The sequence below is a fragment of the Phycisphaeraceae bacterium genome (genome assembly GCA_019454185.1).
Classification (GTDB): Bacteria; Planctomycetota; Phycisphaerae; order Phycisphaerales; family UBA1924; genus JAHBWV01.
In genome coordinates this window covers 1,034,903-1,051,696 of sequence record CP075368.1, presented here as the reverse complement: position 1 = coordinate 1,051,696, position 16,794 = coordinate 1,034,903, and the positions used below count along the sequence as shown (strand labels likewise).

Genomic DNA, 16,794 nt, shown 5'->3' with positions numbered 1-16,794 from the left:
CGATTGGCTGAGTAGGAGCTTGCCAAGCACCCTGATGACAGGGTCACACAGAAGTATCGATGGCTTCAGCATTACGTGGAGAGCAAGTGTCGGACGCAGGCTGTCGAGGGCGGCGAACGATGAGCAATACGAACGGACCGTCAAAGCCACCAGTTGGGACTCTCGGTGAGGACTTCGTCGAATGGGCGTGCCACGCTCCTTTCGGCAAGGACTTTCTCTTTCGGGGTCAGAAATACCGTGCTGCGTGCAACAACGAGTTCGAGCTATGCGACCTGCTGCTCTTGCTGGACGACACGGCTGTCCTGATAGAGGTCAAGACGGCGGATCGGGAGAAGCGTCCGAACCGGACAGACGAAGACTGGTCGGGCTGGGCCAATACCCGCCTGAAGAAGGCCCTGTCGCAGATCGAGAGGGGTGTGAACGCGATTCGGTCAGGGCTAGTCAAGGCCGTCGAGAACGAGCGGCAGGGCCAGGTGCCGGTCGATGCAGTCAGAATCAAGCACTTCTACGGCATCGCTATCGTGGACCACCCGCAACTCGATAAGATTGGCAAGGGTCCAACCATCGATATCGGGGGCGTTCCGGTCAGCGTGCTGACGACGACACATACTGAACTCTTGGACCTGCTCACCGAACTCTCGACTCCCGGCGATCTGATCGAGTACTTGCAGGCCCGGGAAGCATTCTTCGAAAAGAACATGCTCATGGGAGTCACGGAGCTCGATCTGCTGGCCGTCTACAAAGGCGATCCCGACCAGTTCCGGAGGAACGTCGCAGACCATGATGACTTCATCATCGGCGAGGGCTGCTGGGAGGAGTTCTCCAAACTGGAAGCCCGGAAGCGACGGGATGAGATGGATCAACCCTCCCTACTCGTGGATGCCATCATCGACATCCTGCACGAGGCGCGGTACGCAAAGCTGCCCCACATCGAAGCGCGAAGAGCCCGTTTGGAGCAGCCCGTCGATCCCCGAGAGGCTTACGCCAAGGTCGCGGCGGAACTCGCTAAGATCCGACGGATCGACCGCCGCATCATCGGCGAGGGACTTATCGAGAAGAGCCAGAAGTGCATTGAGCAGAAGCGGGACCGATGGTTTGCCAACTCGCCGATGACGCGAGATAACGCGACTATCGTGTTTATGGTTTCCACGAGCAGCCGCGAGGAGCGGATGAAATCGCTGCAAATGCTCGCGATGGGCGCCATGCTGAAACTCAACGTCAATCGTGTGGTGGGCATCGCTACCGAGCCAGTCAGGGGCGGGCTCGGCTTCAGCGTGGATGCGTTCATGATCAATGGCGACCCCGACGACTACCGGAAGAGAATGTCGCCCGAAATGCTGGAGCACCTTCTCAAGCAGTTCGGGACACCGCGGAAGCCCGATGTCACCGAATTCGGTGGGCAGTCCGGTCCCACGCCTAACGGCGCAGACCAATCCGGGGAGTAGCGGTGATGTCGCCTCAAACAAATGCCCCCGAACCTATCGGTCCGGGGGCATTGGCGCGATCTATGGTCTCACCATCCCGACTTCGAGATCACTTCCCGGGCGGGTTATTGCCGCGTCCACCTCCTGACGGTTTGCCCGTTGTGCTGGGACCATTCGGCGGGTTGCCGCCCCCCTTGCCTCCGCCACCGCTGTTGCCGCCGACCGGACTCTTGCCGCCACTGCTGTTGGACGAGTGTGCCATGCGAACTTCCTTTCGTGTTGGCCTGATCAGGGTGTGGTCTACACGACCATCGCTGACCAAGTTGTGACGGAAGCATCATCGTCTGGAACATTGGCAAGGTCAGCCGCCTGAGTTGGAGAATCAACCCGTCATCGGACGAAGCCATTTGTCGTAGCTCAACCGATTGCCCAAATGCAACGCCACGCGAGCAAGTCGTCCGCCTTCAGCCTTGTCACCCATGGCAAACGCGCATTCGGCGGCGAGATGAGCCGCGGCCGCATAGGTGGGATCTAACTCGAGCGCCCTGACAGCTGCTTTCCCAGCCTCGCAGTACTGCTTGGACGTGAACTGGGCGAGGGCGAGCATGAACGAGCAGTCTTGCGATCCGTGCACTAGACACGGGGGCGCGGACTCAAGGTGCTGGATGGCGTGCCCGGTCCAGCCGCGGTGCAGGTACACCCTCGCGATCTCGGCAACGGGGTAGTCCCAATCCGGTCGCAACTCGGACGCTCGTTTCAACTGCTCAATCGCTTCATCAAACTGTGGATTGGGTGTCGCATGCCACAGTGCGACTCCGTAGTGGCAGTGTGAGTCGGCGGACTCTGGGTCTTTCGCGATCACTTCTTTCCACATCTCGATCGCTTCACGATGCTCCCCGCGCGACATGCGGTCCCTGGCAAGCCAAGCCAGCACGTCGGGCAGCGGGTACTTCGGAATGACGGACTTTCCGATGCGATCCAAGTCGCCTCGGAAAGCGCGCGGGGACATCGCAATCAGGTACGCGCTGCTCTGTTGTATCCGCCTTTGAGCCACTGAAAGCGCAGCCATGTCGTGGTCGGCATCCCATCGCTTGCGAGTAGTCGATTCGTCGCCAATCACTTCGAAGCACTCTTGGATACGCGCGGCTGCCCCCTTTTCGCCCGCAACCAGAATGTCGTCGATCCAGAGCGGGCTGCTCTGATGGTCGAGCCAGTAGCCGAATAGAGCCCTGCTCGTCTCGAGGCGACTGCCTTTGCGGAGGGTCAGCACCTGGGTGAAGAGCATCGCTTCGCGCGAGAGTGGGACTTGTGCTTGCATGGCCAAGGAGAGTTGGACGAGGCACATGAATGCACTGAACACGTCGGCCAAGTGTGCGGGCTCCATGTGAGGACAGAGGGCGGCTTTGATCGCGACGAGCGCCCATTGAAGCCGGAGCCACACCAGGAGCTGCTCTTCGTGGCTAGTCGATTCGGCGAAGTGCTTTGCAAGCGCTCTCAAGTTGATGTCGCGAGGCACCGTCATCTTGTCCATCCAGTCGTCAACGGTGGACTTCTCCACGCCGATTGACAGGGCAAGTCCTTCTCGCGTCTGATGTCGAGACCCTGTGGCCATCAAGCTTGAGAGGATCGCCTTTCCCGGCTTGTCTTCCGTGGCATGGGTAACAAACTGAGTCCAGTCGCATCCGCCGGAAAGCTGTACCAAAGCCGTCACACGCAGGGCCAGATCGATCACCGCTTGGCGACCGAGCACAAACACTGCAAGTGAGGGGTGAGGGTCGGGCCAGCCCGTAGAGCCTTGGAAGTAGATGGCATCCCAATCGGACAACCATTGAACCAGTACGTCGGTCAAGAACTCTTGGGCTGGCGGCGCATCGGTATTGCCATCTCTCGGCAGCGTGAATGTGGAAAACAGCCCCGCACTCGTCGCGGCCTCGACAACCCAGCCGCATATCTCTCGCTGGCGTGGCACGGCCACCCACTCGCCGCGGAAATACTCGCGGGCGCTACGGCCGAGCGACGGCTCGCTGCCGAGATGCTTGGATGCTCTCGCCCCCCCCACATCGGGATTTCCGAGGTCCAATGCCTTCACGAGCACGCCAAGCAACACTCCCGAGGTTGGACACTTCCAGGGATTCCGATCGTGGTCACTCTCCATCAGCAGTCTCCTGTTTCGACTGCCCCATTGTTGGAAACTGGCCCATCGGATCAGCCGTGCGGCTTGGACAATGCGACGCCGGGAAAGTGCCTCAAGGGTGAGTCGGATGGTTATCACGACGGCTGTAAACCACGGCGCTACCGAACTGAGCCCAACCACGGGGCCCGATTCGGTGGTTTGAACCCGTTCCGATCGGGGAGTTCACTCCCGCCACGTGAAAGCGTGGCGGTTTTGCTTGGCGGAATGGGCGGTTTTGGACCTCCGGGCGAGGTCGCGGAAACGTCGTAGTTTTCGGGATCAGACGCGGGGTGGATCGAGACGCCGCGCTCTCTGGTATGGGTGGTCCAAGGAGCGTGCGATGGGAACCCCAAGCGTTCCGGTCCGACTCTCGGCCAAACCTCTCAAACTCTCTCCGACTCTCGGTTAACACATCCGAGGATTTGGCGCGGGGTTGCGATAAGGGGTGCGGCGGGGATCGGAACGATCACGAAACAGAGACCACGCTTATGCTCACCGACATCGGCATACATGTGGCAGGCGCTGTTCGTGTCTCCTCGGAGTAGATCGAGTGCCCATAGACAGAATGCACCAACTCCGCGGTTGTGGCGTGTTCCGCGACTTCTCGTGGCCAGCGGACCTATCGGATTTCGGGCGGTACAACCTCGTGTACGGCTGGAACGGCACCGGAAAGACGACGCTCAGCCGCTTGTTCCGCTCCCTCGAGCTGCGCCGACCGCCGACGGTTGGCGAGGCTGTTCTCAGAGTCGGGGGCACGGATATCGCCGGCAATGAGTTCCCGTCCTCGACGTTTCCGATTCGCGTCTTCAACCGCGATTTCATTCATGAGAGCGTGTTTCCCATTGGCGGCGGCGATGTCCCGCCGATCTACGTCGTCGGCCAGGAGAACGTCGAGAAGGCGAAGGAAGTGGACCGCCTCAAGACTGAGCGGAACGTCAAGCAGGAGGAGCTGGGTGCCGCCCAGCGGGCAAAGGAACAGGCAGATCGGGACTTTGAGAAGCACTGCATCGACCGGGCCAAGGTCATCAAGAATACACTTCAGAAGTCGGGTAGCGCGTACAACAACTACAACAAGTCGGACTATCAAAGCCGGGCGCAGCAGATGGCGGCGAATGGAGACGCCGCCTTACATCGATTGCGCGATGACCAGCGCGAGGCATTGCTGGCGCAACACCACCAGGCGACCCCCAAGCCAAAGGTGTCGGAAGTCATCTATCAGGTTCCCGCCCTTCAGGGGCTGGCTGATCAAGTCGCCGCGCTGCTGCGCACAACCGTCGTCTCGTCGGCCATCCACGCCCTGAAGGATGACTCTGCGCTTGCGGAGTGGGTCCGCCGTGGGCTCGGTTTGCACAATGACCGCCGATCGGACAAGTGCCTCTTCTGCGAGCAATCACTGCCCGCGGGCCGCCTCGGTGAACTGGAGGCGCATTTCAACGCCGAGTACGAACGGCTTCTGCGGGAGATTGATGAGCAGATCCGGGCGTTGGAAGCAGCCAACGGGCAGGCAGCCGGGGTGAGGCCTCCCAATCGGGCTGAACTGTACGATGATTTGCAAGCGGACTTCAGCTCCGCCGAACGGGCGTTCCGGCAAATGATCGATACCGTGCGAACGTACCTCGCCGTACTCGTGGAGAACCTGAAGCGCAAGAGGGGCGTGCCGTTCGCGGCTCTGTCTCTCAGCGAGGCTGTGCCGACTGTTGATACGGCGGCCCTCGACAGGCTGAACGAGATCATCCGGCGGCACAATCAGGCGTGCGACGAGTTCGACCGCCGCGTGAGCGAGGCACGCGATCGCCTGGCTCTCGACATGATCGCGCAGGCCATGGACGAGTTCGTGCGGCTCCGAGATGCCGTGCAGGCGGCAACGACAGCGATTGGTCTTATCGAAGCCGAGATCAAACGACTGACGGCGGAAATCGAACGGCTCGAGAGCGAGATCAGGGAGCATCGCCGCCCCGCCGAGGAACTGAACGAGGACCTGAAGCGGTACCTCGGACACGGCGACTTGCAACTGACCATCAAGGACAACGGCTACGCCATCACTCGGAACGGCGTCCCTGCCGACATGCTCAGCGAGGGTGAGATGTCGGCGATCGCGCTGCTGTACTTCTTGAAGTCGCTGGAAGACCGAACGTTTGATAAGCTGAATGGCACGGTGGTGCTCGACGACCCTGTATCCAGCCTCGACGGCAACGCGCTCTTTCTCGCGTTTGGCCTGATCCGCGAGCGCACTAACAGGCCGTTGAACAATGGCCGACACGCCGGGGCCTGATTCGGTCCAGCGGCACGAGCCCTGCTTGATCGGCCCCGCCTGCTCGGCTCGTGTGGTCCGATTCACCCGGCCAGCAGGTTCTTCATCCGCACGAGGTTGTACGCCGCGGCCGCCAGATCGAAGCACTGGCTGATCTTCTCGCGTCCCACGTGCCTGGCTCTTCTCATCCCCGCCACCGTCTTGGCCCATCCGAAGAACTCCTCCACCAGCTTTCGTCGGCGTTGGCTCTTTTTGAACGCCGCACTGCGTTGCTCGCTGCGTGCGAACCATCGGGCCCAGGTCCCGTCGTCGGCCCGCTCGCTGGTCGGATCGATCTTCCCGGCCTTGATGGCCACGTGCGGCTCGATCCAACGCCGCTCCAGTTCCAAGAGGAACGGCCCCGCGTCGTACCCCTTGTCGGCGCCCAGTGTCGCCGGACGCACGCCGTGCCGCCGCTCCAGATGATCGAGCATCTTCAGCGTGTTCTCCCGCTCGGCCGTGCCGCTGGCCTCGTCGATCCGCACGCTCATCACCAGCCCGTGCCGGTTCTCGGTGAGCGCATGCCCCGAGTGGCAGAGGAACGCGCCCACGCCGTCGCCCTTCCTGTACAGCTTCGCCTCGGGGTCGGTCGTGCTCTGGTGGGTGGCGTTGGTGCGACGCTCCCCCTTGAAGTCCACAGACGGGTTGCGTCCCTGCGTGCCCCCGGCCGATGGCGGAGGAGCGCCCCCATCATCCTCTCCGGCGGCCTCCCGCTCGATCTTCTTGAGACTCTTGAGCGACGCATGGCTCTGGATCAGGGAGCCGTCCACGGTGAAGTGCTCGTCGCTGGTCAGCCCGGCATCAATCGCCTGCTTCACCACGTGGTCGAAGAACTTCTGTGTGATCCCATGCTCGCTCAGCCGCACTCGGTTGTGCGTGAAGACCGAGTGATCGAACACGTCGTCCGACGGCTGGAGGTCCAGGAACCAGCGGAACAGCAGGTCGGTCTTCAGCCGCCGGCACAGCTCGCGTTCGGACCGGATCGTGTACAGGCACTGCAAGAGCAGGGCCTTGAGCAGCGTCTCGGGCGGGATGCTCGGGCGGCCACGATCGCTGTACGCGGCCTTGAACGTCCGGGACATGTCCGCCAGAGCGCGATCGACCATCCGCTTGATCGCACGCAGCGGATGGCCGGGCTCGATCAGGTCCTCGACGTTGAACGTGTGATAGACTGCCGCCTGACGCTCGGGTTTGCCCTTCATACCCAACTGTTCGCAGCACCAGCCGTTGCGGATGCGCCCGCTCAAGAGCACTTTTTCAACGGCCTGCTAAGGGTGTGGGCCAGTTGATTCTTTTGACCCACGACTTCTCGCTCTTCCGGCAAGTCCGAAACTGGTTTCACCATCTGCAGGGCCAGAGAAAGAACGATGTGTCGCAGCGTCCAGCGCGGTTCTTTATGCTTGAATGCATCAGTCGCAACGGACAGCGAACAAGTACTCTTCGGTGGGTTGACTCGCTCTTGGAGCAATACGAGTCCGAGTATCACTTTCTGTTTGCGAGCGTTTACAGAGTTTGGTCGGCCCCGCCAGCGACGAGCATTGCGGACTACTACCACGTGCCCAACATGGCTCGACGTGTGCTCGAAGCCTTCCTGGCGTTCAAGGTGCCACAAGCATCAGGCGAGCTGCACAACGCCCTACAGCTCGTGAGTTTCGACGAGAGCAAAAAGTCTCGCGTCCTCCGTTTCCTGCACACACAGTCCCACGGTGCTGATCTCGATCCTGGGCACGACCCCACCGTTCTCGGTGAATGTCGAGCTGTTCTCGAAGATCTGCTGGCCCTAATGCGCAGCCTCGACGACGGTCACTTCTCTGCAATGGTTCGGTTGGTCAATCAGACCCCGACGGAGAGTTGACGCTCAGCCGTTCGATTGTGCCTCGCTTCTGGATCTCGGTCATCGTTTTCGCCACGATTCGCATCGATTGCGTAGATGGTGGTTAACGCCCCGCTGGCGGGCGGCAACCCATCCCACGCATGCCTGACGCCGGGCTCGCGCACGGACGCACGCATGACCATCGACCTCGACGAGGGGACCGAGCGCGATGACCTCGCGCACCCCCACCTGCTGACCCCGACCAAGCGGCTGCACACCATCGCGCAGATCCTGGCGAACGGCATCCACCGCCAGCGCGAGGATGCCCGCCGCATGGGCGAGTCGGGCAACATCTCGGCCCCGTCAGAAAGAGAGGGAGATGGACTTGAACCCTTGGGACCGGTCCGCCTTGATCGTCCGCTTGGTTGACGCCTTGCGAACCGGAGAGTCTCGATGATCCATACGCCCGATGACATTCCCGCGACGGTGAAGGCCCTTGGCCGACTCACCGTTCCCGAACTGAAGCAGCGCTACGCCGAGGTCTTCGGCGAGCCAACGCGGACGAACCACAAGCAGTACCTGATCAAGCGGATCGTTTGGCGGATGCAGGCGCTCCGCGAGGGCGGCTTGTCGGAGCGGGCACGCCGCCGGGCGGTTGAACTGGCCGACGAGGCCGAGATCCGGCTCACGGCCCCGAGAGCGCCTGCGCCGGGACCCGGCACGGTGATCACCTCCGCGTTCGACGCCGGGCGACCGGCGATGACGATACAACGCGGCGAGCGCGATGCAAGAGCGTGTTGCGAAGAAATCTCGGAGTGTGGGTGTTTGGGCGCGCAGATGGCGTGACTGCGCGCGGTGTTACTGACAACAGTCTGTCAGTGAGGTGGAGTCAAGGGGGAAAATAGCAGATCGCAAATGGCCAGATGGCAGACAGAGGGAGGGGTGGGCGGGTGTGCAGTGATGTGGTGATGAGCCCTGTAGGGGCTGCTGAGTGTGTTGGTGTTGTGCGTGAGTGTTGCGCGATGCGGGGAGAGATTCGGGTCTCCGTTGGGGACCCTCCGCTGAGGAAGCCGCGGCGCGGGGACTTGAACCCAGCCGTCACGGGCTGGGCTGGATTCTGTCGGCACTGCGTGCCTCTGGAGGGTCGCGGTGGGTGCGATGCTGAACGCATCGAAGCACGCGCGTGCAACCGTGCGGCGACGAAGCACCCCGGGCTCGCGAGCTTTTTGCGTCATCGCTTCATTGCCTGTGTGTGTCGATCAAGGATGATGATGGCTTGGATCCATCGACGGACTCGCTCGATGCCGCGCACGTGCGGCGGGATAAGCCCCACATGGTGGGTCATTTCCAGGCGTGCAAACACACGCTCGATCACGCGCCGGAGTGACAGCAGGCCCCTGCCGAAGCCCGTCATGCTCTGCTCCAGCATGTCGATGGCTCGACGGCGGTCCGGATGCGTTCCGGACCGCCGCACGCCGCGACCCACGCGGCAGTCCTTCCGCGGAACCACCAGTTGTCCGCCCTTGCACGCGCAGAGTTCATAGAGCTTCACGCTGTCGTAGTTCGAGTCGGCCAGCACATACCCGTTCAACTCCATGTCTCGCATCATCCGCTTGGCCATCACTGCTTCATGGCAGTGCATGGGCGTGAGACGCCAGGAGACGATCGAGCCCGCGAGATCGCAGATCGCATGGAGCTTGTAGCCGCGCAGTCCCCATGCGCCGAAGGTCGCGGTCCGGTCTCCGGAGTGCGAGGCGACGCGCAGGGCCTTGCCGTCAAGAGCCAGCACCAACGCTCCCGATGCAGAGACCAGATTCTCCGCCTCCGCCGCGGCAAGTAACGCCTGGACGCTGGTGGTTCTCAGCCGCCGGCTCATCCTGCTTGGCGAGGGCAATCGACCACGCCGCCACAACGGCCATGCATCGCGTCGGCACGCCCAGGAGGTGGGTCGTCGGTGCAAGACGGCCCAGAGAAAGGTCAGCACGATGTCCGCATCGGTGAAGGTGAAGCGACCGCCACGCGGGCTCCGATCCAGCTTCCGCACGCTCGCCGCCAACACCCTCCAACTCGCGTTGTCCATGCTCGGTCTCCTGTCTGGCAGCTCCACCAGTGGGACCGAGCATGGCATGAGCCATCAGATCGCGCAAGTCTCCACAATGGAAACACTTGGAACACATGGCGCAAAATGCTCTCGCGCCCGGGGCTCCCTTTTGCGGCATTCGAGTTGAGGGATCCAACGGGAACGAGTGGCGTTTGAGGGGAGTACGCGGCACTTGACCGGGGGTGTCGCTTGTCGCCCCCCCACATTGCGCGACGGCGCTCAACACCTCGGCTACGAGCGATTCGCACTTCGTGCTGTGAGGCGAGCCGGGGCCGTTCGGCCCGCTCCACTAAGGAACGCCCTTCGGGCGATGCGCCCAGATGCTGCGGCGGTCCCTTCGGGACGCGCCTTGCATCTGGCTACGGGCGTGCGCCCGCGTCGCGGGCGAAGAGAGGGGCACGTCGCTGAGCTGGCGATCAGAGCTTCTTTCCCCAGCCGCATTCGGGGCAGCCACGGGAGAAGTCGGCGAGGAGGTCGTAGGAGCATCGTGGGCAATGGCCGCGGCGGGCGCGGCGCCAGCGTCGGAAGGGTGGCCAGGGAGTCCGCACGAGCGTCCAGGCGCCCCAGATGAAACCGCCAAGCACGATGGCGTCGTGCAGCAGCAGGCCCCACACGATGCGCGTCTCATGCCGATTCCCCATTCGCAGTTTGTCGGCATACTGCGCGACTGCCGGCGACGCACGGGGCGATTCGTTCGCCAACCACTCGCAGAAGGTGTCGCGCATGTACGCGGCCTCAGATTCGGGGATCTCTTGCCCGTGCATTGGTTCGAGTGTGAGCCAGTGTGTATCCAATTGCATGAAGGGTGTGAAGAGACCATCGCCGTCTGGATTGAGAATCACTTCCATAAACTTGGCTCGTACGCGTTCATCCCATCCCGGCGGCGGGAATTCGCCGTACTCCGTCACGAGTCGGTCAATGGACGGGTCATCGCGCGGTACCGCCCGCATTCCCTCGGGTGTCGCGAAGAAGTGCATCTGGAACATACCCGCCCGACGCCGCTCGCCCCCGGTCACCAAGACACGCACGAACGACTCCTGCCAGCGGCCAAAATCAATCGATGCCACGATCGCCACCTCGATCAGCAGCAGAACGAGCAGCAGCATGGCCTGTCGAAGCCGCTTCCAGTGTCGGGTGATCTGCTGCAGATCGCTGTGGACATTCGCCGCTTGGTCGAACGGCAAGCGAGCGAGATCTTCGGCGTGCGTCCTTTCGCTCATGATGTGCCTCCCCGCTCTTTTCCCCATGCGCATTCGGGGCAGCCGCGGGAGAAGTCGGCGAGGAGGTCGTAGGAGCAACGCGGGCAATGGCCGCGGTTGATGCGGCGGGCACGGGCAAGTGTTGGGAGCGGTGTGCGGAGGATCGTCCATCCCGACCACGCGAGTACCACCAGCGCAGCGGCATCATGCACGAGGAACGGCCAGACGATTCGCGTGACCGTGCGATCGCCCTTCTTCAACTCTGCGGCGTACTTCGCGGTCTGTGGTGATGCCCAATCAGATTCTGTCGCGAGCCAGTCGCAGAACATTTCTCGGTACGCGGCGGTCTGCTCGCCCGTCAACGGCTGCATCGTGGTGCTCTGAACGAAGCAACTGTAATCAACGATCTGATGAGCGGGGGTCAGGAATCCATATCCGTTCGTGTACAGCCGCGACGAGAGCATGCCGGCAACAGCGATTGGTTGCCATTCCGCAGGCGGGAAGTTCGCTATCGCGGCTTGGGCCTGGTTCCAGTTGTCTGGGTCAACGCCCGCAGTCTCAGCCGCGACACGCTCCATATCCGTTCCACCACCGGAGACGATGCGGACACCGTCTGGCGTGGCATAGAGGCGAGCATCAACCAAGCGGAAAGAGGGACCTCCCCGGCCTGAGAGCATATCGAGAAGGCAACGGAAGACTGTTTGGTTACGGGTGCCAAAGTCGGCGTTCGCCACGATGCCCAGATCAACGACAACGATCGCGATGAACACCATCGCGATGCCCAGCCGCTGCCCGGCACGGAGGATCCGCTCGACTTCGGCGTTGAGGGCCGGAGTTTCGCCGCCTTGCGAGGTTGTATCAGACATGCGGGGTCCTTCCCCAGCCGCATTCGGGGCAGCCGCGGGAGAAGTCGGAGAGGAGGTTGTAGGAGCAGACGGGGCAGTGGCCCTGATGGATCCGCATCGCGGCTCGTGACGTTCCGAGGACCGCACCGGTGATCAGAGTCCACACACTCCACACTGCGGCGCACACAAAGGCGATGTCATGGAGGAAACAGAGAAGCGAGAACGATCGCTCGACGTGATCGCCCTTGCGGAGCGCTCGCCCGACGCGTGCGGCACGCTCGCCATGTCCCGATGCGCCGCTCACAAGCCAGTCGCAGACGATCCCGCGCCACTGTTCGACGGGAAGGTCCTTGTCCTTTGCCGCGGTCGTTGCGCCCAATCTGTAATCCGTCTCGCGACTCCAGGGCGTCAAGAGCCCGTAGCCATACCCCTGAAATCTGACCGGACTCCAGGCGACCCAGGCAACGGGCGTCCAGTGCGGCGGCGGATCCTCGACCAGTGTGCGGCGGTCGTCGGTGTATCCTGCCGCATCCTCCCACATGACGCGCTTTCCCTCCGGCGTTTCGTAGATGAAGACGGTGCAGTGCGGCGTGTAACTCGGATACGTGCCCCGCGGCGGAAACTGAGAGAGCAGCGTCCGATTCGACACGCCGTAGTCCATCATCCTCACCATACAGAGATCAAGAAACAACACGAGCAGCACGCGGCCAGCGATGCTTGAGGCACGCTTGCGTTTGCGGATTCGCGCGAGGTCCTGTTGGATGACGGACTCCGCGTTGGTGGACAGAGGCGTCGGCGGCTCGGGTTGCTCGTCGTTGGTTGGCGGTTGCTCGCTCATGCCTGCATCTGCAACCCTGAGCTTGCGAGCATTTTGCGCCATGTGTTCCAAGTGTTTCCATTGTGGAGACTTGCGCGATCTGATGGCTCATGCCATGCTCGGTCCCACTGGTGGAGCTGCCAGACAGGAGACCGAGCATGGACAACGCGAGTTGGAGGGTGTTGGCGGCGAGCGTGCGGAAGCTGGATCGGAGCCCGCGTGGCGGTCGCTTCACCTTCACCGATGCGGACATCGTGCTGACCTTTCTCTGGGCCGTCTTGCACCGACGACCCACCTCCTGGGCGTGCCGACGCGATGCATGGCCGTTGTGGCGGCGTGGTCGATTGCCCTCGCCAAGCAGGATGAGCCGGCGGCTGAGAACCACCAGCGTCCAGGCGTTACTTGCCGCGGCGGAGGCGGAGAATCTGGTCTCTGCATCGGGAGCGTTGGTGCTGGCTCTTGACGGCAAGGCCCTGCGCGTCGCCTCGCACTCCGGAGACCGGACCGCGACCTTCGGCGCATGGGGACTGCGCGGCTACAAGCTCCATGCGATCTGCGATCTCGCGGGCTCGATCGTCTCCTGGCGTCTCACGCCCATGCACTGCCATGAAGCAGTGATGGCCAAGCGGATGATGCGAGACATGGAGTTGAACGGGTATGTGCTGGCCGACTCGAACTACGACAGCGTGAAGCTCTATGAACTCTGCGCGTGCAAGGGCGGACAACTGGTGGTTCCGCGGAAGGACTGCCGCGTGGGTCGCGGCGTGCGGCGGTCCGGAACGCATCCGGACCGCCGTCGAGCCATCGACATGCTGGAGCAGAGCATGACGGGCTTCGGCAGGGGCCTGCTGTCACTCCGGCGCGTGATCGAGCGTGTGTTTGCACGCCTGGAAATGACCCACCATGTGGGGCTTATCCCGCCGCACGTGCGCGGCATCGAGCGAGTCCGTCGATGGATCCAAGCCATCATCATCCTTGATCGACACACACAGGCAATGAAGCGATGACGCAAAAAGCTCTTGCGCTCAGGGCTCCCTTTTCAAGGTTCGCTACAGGGCTGCGCCGCGGCCCGCGAGGTAGCCGCTGGCCCATGCCCACTGGAAGTTGAAGCCGCCGATGCGGCCGTCGACATCGCAGATCTCGCCAGAGAGGTGAAGACCCGGGCAGGTGCGGGACTCCATGGTGTCAAGCTTGAGTTCGGACAAGGGGACGCCTCCGGCGGTGACCTCGGCGTAGGTGTATCCGCGATCGCCGGTGATAGGGATCCGCATTTCCGTGAGGGCGGTGACGAGCGAGCGGCGTGCGTCGCGCGTGAGGGCGTTGCCGGAGACGCCGGGGGCGACGCCCGCTTCTTTGCAGATGGCTTCAGCGAGGCGTTCGGGCAGGCGGACGGGGAGACGGTCGCTGAGGAGTCGGATGGGTGTGGAGCGGCCGAGGTTCTGGAGGGCGGCGTCGATCTCGGCGGCGGGGATGTCGGGGAGCCAGTTGATGGCGAGCCATGCGCCGGGGTCGTCGTGGCGTGCCGCGGTGAGGTAGCGGGAGATGTCGAGGGGGCCGGGGCCGGAGAGTCCGAAGTGGGTGCAGAGGGTGGAGTTGGTGAACTGGGCGAGGCGTTTGTTGGTCGAGGCGCGGACTTCGAGGGTGACGACAGCCGCGAGGCCGGAGAGGGAGCGGATGAAGCAATCCTCGGGGACGATGAGGGGGACGAGGGCGGGGAAGATGCGCGAGGTGATGGAGTGGCCGAGAGCGCGGACGAAGTCGTAGCCCCTGCCGTCGGAGCCGGACTTGGGGAGAGAGCGGCCGCCGGTGGCGAGGATGATGCGGCGGGCGAGGATGGTTTCGGCTGGTGAGTCGGACTCGGATTTGGTTGCGGAGGGTTCGCACGCGATATGGAAGAGCCCCGCGTCGTCGCGCGTGATGGAGCCCACGCGCCAGGGGTGACGGATCTGGACGCCAGCATCGCGGGCGGCGTCGAGGAGTGCGTTGAGGATGGTGCGGGCGGAGTCGGTCGTGGGGAAGAGTTTGCCGGTGTCTTCGCGTTTGAGTTCGACGCCTCGCTCGCGGAAGAAGTCGATGGTGCGTTCGACGGGGAAACTACGGAGGACTTTCTTGATGGCGTTGCGACTGGAGCCGGCGTATGCGGATTCGTCGACGGCGTGGTGGGTGACGTTGCAGCGGCCGCCTCCGGCGACGAGGATCTTGGCTCCGAGCGTGCGTGCGCCGTCGAGGGCGATGATGGTGAGGGGGTGGCCTTGCTCGCGGGCGGCGCGTCCTGCGGAGATCGCGGCCATGAGGCCCGCGGCTCCGGCACCGATGATGGCGATGTCGATGGGCTCGGCGGGCGTGCGCGGCGGGGTGGGATGTTGGGAGGGGCTCACTCGTGGGATCATTCGCGGGTTGGGAGGGGGAAGCGGGCAAAGGAGGGAATGGTTGTGCCGCCCTTTCAGGGCTCAGGTAGAGGGGCGGAAGCGGGTGGTGGGTTGGCGTTGACCCAGGGCGTTGGTCGTGCCTTCGGCACTCCCGTGCCCTGGGCTCCGGCTATGGCGGCCCGTTGGGCCTTCGGTCATCGAGTCCGGTAGAGTGAAGAGCGATGGACGCGAAGCCACTCATGCCGACCTGTGCCACGTGCGGTTACGACCTTGCGGGGTTGGACAGGGATGGCGTGTGCCCCGAGTGTGCCACGCCCGTGCGACAATCGCAGAACTGGTCGGGACCTGATTGGAAACTCGCCTCCCGCCAGGCCATATGGCTTGCCGTGGCGGCACTCGTCACGTCCTTTCTGCTCGTGTTGCCCGCGCCCGTGTTCTTGGTCCTCGCAATCGTTCGAATCATTCAGGCTCGCCGTCACATCCGCAATGGCACATTGCCGCCGTCTGAGCGGCCCTTTGTCAGCATGGCGATCGTCTTCAGCGTGATGGCGGCGATCGCGATGTCGATCATGGCGGTGATGATTCTTCGATGATCGCTGCGTCGTCGGGTCGGTGACTTGATGGAGAGGGGAACGGCCGTGATCCCAACCAAGCCCGCCTGCATCAAGTGCGGCTATGACCTTGCAGGGTTGCGCGTTGATGACAAGTGTCCGGAGTGTGGTGGATGGGTTTGGAGTTCGGCGCACGCGATCAAAGATCCCGTCGCGGAGCAAGCTGCCCGAGCTCTGGCATTGGGTCGTATCGCACTCGGTGCAACACTCGCGCCCTTTGCCGCATTTCTGCTCGCCATCGGGTGGTTCATCACGGTTCCGGCATGCGTGGCCGTTGCCCTCGTGTCGGGAATCACGGCAGTCGTTATGGCGCGTCGCTGCCGTGGTCTGCAGGAAGACAGAAGTGTGCGGTGGGATCTGAGGCGCAAGGTTCACGCTGCTGAAGTCTTGGGCGTGATGAGTGTCCTGATCATCGCGCTCGCCCTTGCTGCTGTGGTGCTTGGGCTCATCCTGTGATGTCTCCCCCGCCGGCGGATTCACTCTGTCGGGGGCGTCGGTTGCAGATTGGAGTGATGCACACCGCTCTGGAGAGCGGTGCCACCAAAGGCAGTGCCACCAAAGGCAGTGCCACCGAAGGCAGCGCCACGTTGGCGAACTCCAAAAAGGCCACAGGCCCCCGGGGTTTCCGGAGGCCTGTGTCTCGCGCCACGTGCGGCTGGTAAGCCGAGTTCTGTGCCTCGCGCGGTTCCCGGCCCTTGCTTTGACGGGGGCTCGGAGCCGGGCCTTCGCGTGGCGGCGGCCATTTCTCTCGCCGCGCCGTTGCCGACGCGGTCGGGGTCTTTCGACCCCAGCGGTCTACCCGCCCTCGACGCCCGGACAGGCGCTTCCGGCTTTCGCCGGACCGGGGGCTGCTTGACCTTGCACGCGGTGGGGTTTGCCGTGCCTCGGCCGTCACCGGTCGAGCGGTGCGCTCTTACCGCACCGTTTCACCCTTACCTGATCCCCCGAAGGGGCCATCGGCGGTTTGCTCTCTGTTGCACTTTCCCTCGTCCCGTGGCGTGGGACGGGTGGGCGTTACCCACCACCGTGTCCTTTCGTGCTCGGACTTTCCTCGGACCGGCGCGGGTCACCCCGGCCGGGCGCGGCCGCCTTGCCGCACATTGCGGAGGATTCTAGGGGAGGCGAGGCTGGGATGTTGGCGGCGGGATGCGG

14 protein-coding genes and 1 other RNA gene are annotated in these 16,794 nt (G+C 63.2%); 6 read left to right on the top strand and 9 right to left on the bottom strand.

Annotated elements, in window-relative coordinates; all coding sequences use genetic code 11:
* The first annotated feature begins 119 nt into the window (after positions 1 to 119).
* Entirely contained in the window at positions 120 to 1,445 is a 1,326-nt protein-coding gene (locus KF838_04340) for a hypothetical protein (GenBank protein ID QYK49081.1), read from the top strand.
* 88 nt (positions 1,446 to 1,533) lie between these two features.
* Here the strand turns inward: KF838_04340 and KF838_04335 are convergent, their stop codons facing one another.
* Both KF838_04335 and KF838_04330 read right to left on the bottom strand, forming a co-directional pair.
* A complete protein-coding gene (locus KF838_04335; GenBank protein ID QYK49080.1) occupies positions 1,534 to 1,686 on the bottom strand; it encodes a hypothetical protein in 153 nt (50 codons plus the stop codon).
* A 120-nt stretch (positions 1,687 to 1,806) separates the two neighbouring features.
* A complete protein-coding gene (locus tag KF838_04330; protein ID QYK49079.1) occupies positions 1,807 to 3,519 on the bottom strand; it encodes a tetratricopeptide repeat protein in 1,713 nt (570 codons plus the stop codon).
* 667 nt (positions 3,520 to 4,186) lie between these two features.
* Here KF838_04330 and KF838_04325 point away from each other — a divergent pair.
* Positions 4,187 to 5,869, top strand: a complete 1,683-nt coding sequence (locus KF838_04325; GenBank protein QYK49078.1) for an AAA family ATPase — start codon at positions 4,187 to 4,189, stop codon at positions 5,867 to 5,869.
* Positions 5,870 to 5,931: 62 nt separating this feature from the next.
* Here the strand turns inward: KF838_04325 and KF838_04320 are convergent, their stop codons facing one another.
* The gene (locus KF838_04320) at positions 5,932 to 7,089 is read right to left on the bottom strand and encodes an IS5 family transposase (protein ID QYK49077.1); all 1,158 of its coding nucleotides are present in this window, start codon (positions 7,087 to 7,089) and stop codon (positions 5,932 to 5,934) included.
* 74 nt (positions 7,090 to 7,163) lie between these two features.
* Between KF838_04320 and KF838_04315 the strand changes: the two genes are divergently transcribed.
* The 3 genes from KF838_04315 (at position 7,164) to KF838_04305 (ending at position 8,546) form a co-directional block, all read left to right on the top strand.
* Positions 7,164 to 7,742, top strand: a complete 579-nt coding sequence (locus KF838_04315; protein ID QYK49076.1) for an AAA family ATPase — start codon at positions 7,164 to 7,166, stop codon at positions 7,740 to 7,742.
* A gap of 75 nt (positions 7,743 to 7,817) precedes the next feature.
* Positions 7,818 to 8,129: a hypothetical protein gene (locus tag KF838_04310; GenBank protein ID QYK49075.1), complete on the top strand. Its 312-nt coding sequence runs from the start codon at positions 7,818 to 7,820 to the stop codon at positions 8,127 to 8,129.
* Between the two features lie 24 nt (positions 8,130 to 8,153).
* Positions 8,154 to 8,546 (top strand): DUF2924 domain-containing protein, encoded by a 393-nt coding sequence (locus tag KF838_04305; protein ID QYK49074.1) that lies wholly within the window; start codon positions 8,154 to 8,156, stop codon positions 8,544 to 8,546.
* A gap of 385 nt (positions 8,547 to 8,931) precedes the next feature.
* On the opposite strand, the gene KF838_04300 is transcribed toward KF838_04305, so the two are convergent.
* The 4 genes from KF838_04300 to KF838_04285 form a co-directional block, all read right to left on the bottom strand.
* Positions 8,932 to 9,780: a transposase gene (locus KF838_04300; protein ID QYK49073.1), complete on the bottom strand. Its 849-nt coding sequence runs from the start codon at positions 9,778 to 9,780 to the stop codon at positions 8,932 to 8,934.
* A 437-nt stretch (positions 9,781 to 10,217) separates the two neighbouring features.
* The gene (locus KF838_04295; GenBank protein QYK49072.1) at positions 10,218 to 11,021 is read right to left on the bottom strand and encodes a hypothetical protein; all 804 of its coding nucleotides are present in this window, start codon (positions 11,019 to 11,021) and stop codon (positions 10,218 to 10,220) included.
* A complete protein-coding gene (locus KF838_04290) occupies positions 11,018 to 11,866 on the bottom strand; it encodes a hypothetical protein (protein QYK49071.1) in 849 nt (282 codons plus the stop codon). The genes KF838_04295 and KF838_04290 overlap by 4 nt, the downstream gene beginning before the upstream one ends.
* Positions 11,859 to 12,725, bottom strand: a complete 867-nt coding sequence (locus tag KF838_04285) for a hypothetical protein (GenBank protein QYK49070.1) — start codon at positions 12,723 to 12,725, stop codon at positions 11,859 to 11,861. The genes KF838_04290 and KF838_04285 overlap by 8 nt, the downstream gene beginning before the upstream one ends.
* A gap of 95 nt (positions 12,726 to 12,820) precedes the next feature.
* Here KF838_04285 and KF838_04280 point away from each other — a divergent pair, with 95 nt between their 5' ends.
* The gene (locus tag KF838_04280; GenBank protein QYK49069.1) at positions 12,821 to 13,669 is read left to right on the top strand and encodes a transposase; all 849 of its coding nucleotides are present in this window, start codon (positions 12,821 to 12,823) and stop codon (positions 13,667 to 13,669) included.
* 42 nt (positions 13,670 to 13,711) lie between these two features.
* Here KF838_04280 and KF838_04275 read toward each other — a convergent pair whose 3' ends face one another.
* On the bottom strand, positions 13,712 to 15,040 hold the full coding sequence (locus KF838_04275; protein QYK49068.1) for an aminoacetone oxidase family FAD-binding enzyme: 1,329 nt from the start codon (positions 15,038 to 15,040) through the stop codon (positions 13,712 to 13,714).
* 1,245 nt (positions 15,041 to 16,285) lie between these two features.
* Positions 16,286 to 16,743, bottom strand: an RNA gene (gene rnpB / locus KF838_04270) — RNase P RNA component class A.
* Positions 16,744 to 16,794: the final 51 nt, after the last annotated feature.